This window comes from uncultured Arcanobacterium sp. (assembly GCF_947253055.1).
In the GTDB taxonomy this organism is placed as follows: domain Bacteria; phylum Actinomycetota; class Actinomycetes; order Actinomycetales; family Actinomycetaceae; genus Arcanobacterium_A.
Genome location: NZ_CAMXYE010000079.1, coordinates 1 through 6308, shown reverse-complemented (window position 1 = coordinate 6308; position 6308 = coordinate 1). Strand labels below are relative to the sequence as shown.

7 protein-coding genes are annotated in these 6308 nt (G+C 50.0%); all 7 read right to left on the bottom strand.

The genetic code is table 11. The features are described from left to right. Window positions 1-665: protein translocase subunit SecF (secF, locus tag Q0X35_RS05690; RefSeq protein ID WP_297566418.1), on the bottom strand; the 665-nt coding region annotated here is incomplete at its 3' end. Beyond that, the gene (secD, locus tag Q0X35_RS05685; protein ID WP_297566416.1) at window positions 665-2692 is read right to left on the bottom strand and encodes a protein translocase subunit SecD; all 2028 of its coding nucleotides are present in this window, start codon (window positions 2690-2692) and stop codon (window positions 665-667) included. The genes secD and secF, both read right to left, overlap by 1 nt. 37 nt (window positions 2693-2729) lie before the next feature. Beyond that, a complete protein-coding gene (locus Q0X35_RS05680; RefSeq protein WP_297566415.1) occupies window positions 2730-3113 on the bottom strand; it encodes a preprotein translocase subunit YajC in 384 nt (127 codons plus the stop codon). A gap of 55 nt (window positions 3114-3168) precedes the next feature. Continuing rightward, a complete protein-coding gene (gene ruvB / locus Q0X35_RS05675) occupies window positions 3169-4191 on the bottom strand; it encodes a Holliday junction branch migration DNA helicase RuvB (RefSeq protein ID WP_297566413.1) in 1023 nt (340 codons plus the stop codon). A 3-nt stretch (window positions 4192-4194) separates the two neighbouring features. Then, the gene (gene ruvA, locus Q0X35_RS05670) at window positions 4195-4788 is read right to left on the bottom strand and encodes a Holliday junction branch migration protein RuvA (protein WP_297566411.1); all 594 of its coding nucleotides are present in this window, start codon (window positions 4786-4788) and stop codon (window positions 4195-4197) included. A gap of 50 nt (window positions 4789-4838) precedes the next feature. Beyond that, the gene (gene ruvC / locus Q0X35_RS05665) at window positions 4839-5462 is read right to left on the bottom strand and encodes a crossover junction endodeoxyribonuclease RuvC (protein WP_297566409.1); all 624 of its coding nucleotides are present in this window, start codon (window positions 5460-5462) and stop codon (window positions 4839-4841) included. A gap of 1 nt (window position 5463) precedes the next feature. Next, window positions 5464-6225, bottom strand: coding sequence for a YebC/PmpR family DNA-binding transcriptional regulator (locus tag Q0X35_RS05660; RefSeq protein ID WP_297566407.1), 762 nt, complete (start codon window positions 6223-6225; stop codon window positions 5464-5466). Window positions 6226-6308 lie beyond the last annotated feature (83 nt).

The window sequence follows — 6308 nt, the reverse complement described above, 5'->3', positions numbered from 1 at the left end:
GTATTTTCCCGTATTTTATCGAATACCACCACCGTATCGTAGAGGGAATAACCCAGAATCGTCAGAATACCGATGATAGTCGCCGGCGTAATTTCCAAACCAAGCAGCCAATATACTCCCAAAGTGATTATGAAATCGTGTAAAAGTGCTCCCATAGCACCAATTGCAATAGTCCAGGAACGGAAATATAGCATTAAGACCAGCGATACTGTAACCATAAATACAATCATGGCGCGAATCGCTTTGCTCATAATGTTTTGCCCCCAGGACGGGCCAATGTAAGTGGAGGTTACATCACTTACTGGTACTTTATAAGCAGCAGCCAGAGTTTCTTTTAATTCCTGCGTCTGCTGATCGCTCAGTTCGACGGTCTGCACCCGCAATCCAGAGGTACCTAAACTAGAAACACGTGGCGCATCATCTGCACCTATTTTGGAAATTGCTTCATAAGCAGGCTGATGGGAGGTAACTTCTGTGCCGGTGACGGTGAATTGTGAACCACCGCGGAATTCAATTCCGAGGTTCGGATCGCGTATCAAGATTGACATCAAAGAAGCCAGAATCAGCAGCAAGGCGATTCCAAACCAGACTTTCCGCAATCCAATAATATTTAAAGAACGGCGCCCAGAGTAGAGATCATTACCGATAGGGTACATGGATAACATTAGTTTTTCCCCTCTTCCTGAGAATCTATGCCATCTGTGGCCGCTTTTTTCTTCCGTGCTTTCCGCTCTTGGGCGCGGCGCTCCGCTAAAGTGAGGCCAGGCTGAGAAAGTGCAGCGGAATTTTCTATTTCTGCACCTACAGTTACCGGTACTTCGACGGCGGATTTTCCAGCTACTTCCGCTGCTTCCGCCGGCGCAGCCGCAGCAGAATTAGCAACTGCAGTATCTTCTGGCTCACTCTCAGCTACTTCTTCAAGCAAATCGGCATCGGAATCTTGCTCACTATCTTCTGCATTGGCCGGCCGCTTCCGCCCAGCGAGAGCAGCCCCGCGCCCGCGATAGAGCGGATTTTTCCGCAATTGCACTTTATCCAATCCGGAGAAGGGCTTACCCAAATTAAAGAATTGCAAACGACCGAGCAAAGTGACTAGTGGGTAGGTAAAGAGCATTACCACTATCAAATCCAGCACGGTGGTGATTCCCAGTGTGAAGGCAAAGCCGCGCACCGATCCAACCGTCAATAGGTAAAGCACTATGGAAGCTAGCAAATTTACACAGTCCGAAATAATGATTGTGCGCTTCGCCCGCGCCCAGCCGTGCTCAATCGCGCCTTTAATTGTGCGCCCATCGCGGATTTCATCGCGAATTCGCTCAAAGTAAACGATGAAAGAATCCGCAGTGACGCCAACCGAAATAATCATACCGAGCACACCGGCCATAGAAAGGCGGTAGCCCATGCTCCAAGAGAGGAAACAAATTACTAGATAAGACATTCCCGTAGAGAGGGCGATAGAAGCTACCGAAATGATTCCTAAAGCGTGATACTGCCAGAGCATATAAAGCACGATTATTAGCCCGCCAATTAAGCCGGCAATCAAGCCCGCTTGCAGCTGTTCGGTGCCGAGGGTAGCTGAAATCTGCTCTTCAGACTGCACTTCAAAGTTGAGCGGTAAGGAACCAAAGCTCAACTGGTTAGCTAAAGAGGCAGCTTCTTCCGCGGTAAATTTTCCAGTAATTTCGGCTTGCCCTCCGGCAATCGGCCCACTAGGCACCGGAGCCGAAAGTACTTGCCCGTCGAGCACAATAGCAAACTGATTACGCGGTTGCGTTAAACCGTGCAAGCGACCCGTCACGGCGGCGAAAGCCTCGCCGCCTTCTTTATCGAACTGCATATGTACAGCCCAGCCACCGGTAGGATTACCACTTTTATCTACCGCTGGCCCAGAAGATGCCTGCGTAAGGTTAGTACCCTCAACCTCCGCTGGGCCGAGAATATATTTCATTTCGCCTTTTTCTGCACAAGCCACGAAAGGTTTATCGGGAGCATCAGCAGTAGCATCTAGGCGCGCTTTTCCCGAGCCACATTGCAAAGTGTAGGCATCATAGAGCACTTTTTCCGTCACCCAAGCTAAATCAGAAGAATCCTTGGGAGTAGTTAGTGGCTCGCTAGAGAGCTTTCCATCTTTATTCGAATCGGCGAGTTTCGTAATTTCTGCCTGTAATTCTTCGGGGCTCAGATTAAGTGGTTTAATATCTTCTGGTTTTGGCGGCTGCGATCCACTGCTCTGCGCTTGGGCTTGTGCCTGCATCTGCGCCAAACTCGAATTATTTATGGCATCTGGCCCCATTACCGTCAACACCGGTCGCAAACGCAATACTGCTGAAGTGCGCACCAAGTCTAAAGTTTCTTTACTGGGCTCTCCCGGCAGCGCTACGACGATATTTTTTCCGCCTTGCGCGGTAATCTCCGCTTCTGCCACACCGGAAGCGTCCACCCGCTGGCGGATAATTTCAATAGCTTGATTTACATCTTCGTCCGTAATCTCAGAATTATCGGTAGCTACTGGCGTCAAAATCAGCTGCGTGCCACCTTCCAAATCCAGAGCTAAGGAAGGAGTGAATTTAGTACCTGGCTCGCGTACCGTACCGAAAATTAATGAACCAACTAAGGCAATTGCTAATACCGTCAACACTAGCAAGCGTTTTATAGGAGCGGATCCTGCCCCTGCTCTTCTTTTTTTCGCCACAAAAATATCTTTTCTATTTCCGCCAAAAATCGGCGCCTTATTCTTGATCAGATTCTTCCACTGGCTGCTCAGGAGCCTCGGGATTCTCGGAATCCTCCCCCGCTGCCACTTCTTTTACACTCGTTTCGGCGTCCAACGCAGCCGCATCTGCTTCCGAAATTCCTGCTACCGGAATTTCCATCTGGCCAGCAATTGCTCCACGCAGCCATACAGATTCCTCACCGGAAGGAGATTCGAGAGTAATGGCATCGCCGTCAATATCCACTATTTTTCCTAAAAATCCAGCGGTAGTGACTACGTTATTACCCAGTACGATGGCAGAAGCTCGCTCATCTTGCTGGCGTTTCTGCGTCTTCCGGTTCATAAAGTTTAGGCCCCACATCATAATGACCATAAACAAAACAATGATAATAAGTTCCATAAGAGCCTTTTCCTAATCTGCTAGTGCAACCTAAAAAAGTTTACCGCATTTTATGCTAGCGAAAAAGTGTAGCGGATGCCTCCGGCGGCGTTAAATTGAGATGCTGCCACGCCCGCGCCGTAGCTAGGCGGCCACGCGGAGTACGAGTGAGGAAACCGCGGCGCACTAGATAGGGTTCAGAGACCGTTTCAACTGTTTCTGGTTCCTCTCCTACCGAAACCGCTAAAGTGGTCAATCCAACTGGGCCACCTTGGAAATTTTGGCAGATTGCTTCTAGAACTGCCCGATCGAGGCGATCCAAGCCACTCTTATCTACTTCAAAAACTTGCAGGGCAGCTTGGGCAGCAGCTAAATCTAGTACTCCACTCCCCCGTACTTGTGCCCAATCCTGCACACGCCGCAATAACCGATTGGCGATTCGCGGTGTGCCTCGCGAGCGGGAAGATATTTCTACCGCAGCTTCGTCAGTGAGCTCTGCATCCAGTTTAATGGCATTACGGCGCACTATTTCTGCCAGTTCCGTATCCGCGTAATAATCTAAATAGGCAGTGTAGCCAAAACGATCGCGCAGCGGTGCTGGCAACAATCCCGCGCGGGTAGTAGCTCCTACTACGGTAAAACGCGGTAGCGGCAAAGGAATAGAAGTGGCGCCCGGACCTTTCCCCACAATCACATCAACTCGAAAATCCTCCATCGCTAAGTAGAGCATTTCCTCTGCTGCCCGTGCTAGGCGATGAATTTCATCTATAAAGAGCACATCTCCTTCTTGGAGAGAAGAAAGTACGGCCGCTAAATCTCCCGAATGCTGGATTGCCGGGCCGGAAGTGAGGCGCAAAGACCCACCTACTTCCACTGCAATAATCATCGCCAAAGTAGTCTTACCTAGGCCAGGCGGGCCGGAGAGTAACACGTGATCTGGAGATTTTCCGCGCTGATTAGCTGCATCTAAAATGAGCGAAAGCTGGCTACGCACCACTTCTTGGCCTACGAACTCCGTGAGTTGCTTAGGGCGTAACGCGGCTTCTTGCGCGCGTTCTTCTTCATCAGCTTCGGCAGAAGTTATATTCCATTCCTCCACGCGCTACCTCCTTTTACCTAGAATTTGCAGAGCAGCCCGCAATAAATCAGCCACCGCCGCTTCCGGATTTTCTTGGACGGCCTGCACACAAGCCGGCTTCGCTTCGCGCTCTGGCCAGCCGAGATTTATTAATGCTTCCAATACATCGCGCTCATTCGCGCCGCTCGTAGGAGAATTCACCGCCGCCAGCTGGGGAGCAGGCCCGAGCTTATCGCCAATTTCCAAAATTATTCGTTCGGCACCTTTTTTCCCAATTCCAGATACTTGTGTGAGGGCATTTATATCTTTATTAGCTATTGCTGAGCGCAGAGCATCAGGCGTATGCACAGCCAGCATCGCTAATGCAGTGCGAGCTCCGATACGCGATACTCCCAACAAGATATTAAAAACAGTACGACTATCGGCATCAGCAAAACCATAAAGACTCAACTCATCTTCTTTTACTATTAAAGAAGTGTAGAGCTGCGCCTCCGAGCCGAGGTGTAAAGAGGCAAGCGTAGAAGGAGAAGTGTAAATACACAATCCAATTCCGCCCACTTCCAGAACGACCGAATCTTTATCCAGCCCAATCACTGCCCCGCGCACGGAAGAGATCACGATTCCACCTTTCGAACAAACGTTTCATAAATAGTTTAATACATATTTATTTATTTTTTGGGAGCTACCGCTCCGTGGCGAGATCCTAAACGTTCAGCTTGCGCCCATAATTTTTGTGCAGGAGTCAAATCCGCCCCTTCTGCTCTAGGAAGCATTCCGGCTCCGCCGTGCTGCGCGCGGTCAGTTTTTTGCCCAGATTCTCCTCCCCCGCGCCAAGCACAGCATACGGCAATCGCCAGCGCATCGGCGGCATCTTTCGGCCGCGGCAAGGCATCTAACTGCAAAATTTTCTGCACCATAAACTGCACTTGTTTTTTAGCGGCCCGCCCGTTTCCCGTCACAGCAGCTTTCACTTCCGAGGGGCTGTAGAGAGCTACTGGCAAGGAGAATTGTGCCGCTGCCAGCATAGCAATACCCGCCACCTGCGCAGTGCTCGTAACGGAACGCACATTCTCTTCGGCAAATACTCTCTCTATCGCCACCACCTCGGGGTGAAAAATTTTTATCTGGGTGAGCAGCTCGTTGTAAATAATTAACAAGCGCTGTTGTGGAGCCTGATCAGGAGCGGAGCGTGCTACTCCGACGTCTACTAATTTAACCCGCCGGTAAGCATCAGCTTCTATAATTCCCACTCCGCAACGAGTAAGACCAGGATCCACCCCGAGTATTCGCACTTTACTCCTCAGCTTCGAGCTCGGAGAGCACCTCGTCATCAATCTCGACATTGGAGTAGACATTCTGAATATCATCTACATCGTCTAGTGCATTCAATACTTTTAGCACGCGCCGGGCATTATCTTTATCCACATCGACTTTCATCGCCGGCACAAACTGCGTTTCCGCCGAATTGTAGTCAATACCCGCTTCCACCAGGGCACTGCGCACTGCCACTACATCATTTGGAGCGCAAATTACCTGATAGGTATCTCCGAGAGTAGCTATCTCTTCAGCTCCCGCATCCAAGACTGCCATTAAGATGCTATCTTCGTCTAAAGAATCAGCCATCGGCACTTCCACTACCCCTTTACGAGTAAAGAGATAAGAGACCGATCCGGGATCAGCGAGAGTGCCACCGTTCCGAGTGAGAGCTACCCGCACATCCGAGGCAGCCCGATTCCGGTTATCGGTGAGACACTCAATCAATACTGCCACTCCGCCCGTGGCATAGCCTTCATAAAAAATTTGCTCATAGGTAGCGCCACCCGCATCATCGCCAGCTGCTCTCTTTAAGGCTCTTTCGATGTTGTCATTCGGCACCGAATTCTTTTTCGCTTTTTGAATCGCATCATACAGAGCCGGATTAGCGTCGGGATCGGGGCCACCCGTACGCCCAGCTACTTCGATATTCTTAATAAGACGCGCGAAGAGTTTACCTCGCTTAGCGTCATTAGCTGCTTTCTTATGCTTAGTGGTCGCCCACTTAGAATGTCCTGACACAGATTCTCCTTAAAATCGATTCTCTCTGATTCTACCTGCTTCAACCGTTTGATTAAATTTTTGCGAAAAGTTTTTGGCGTGTC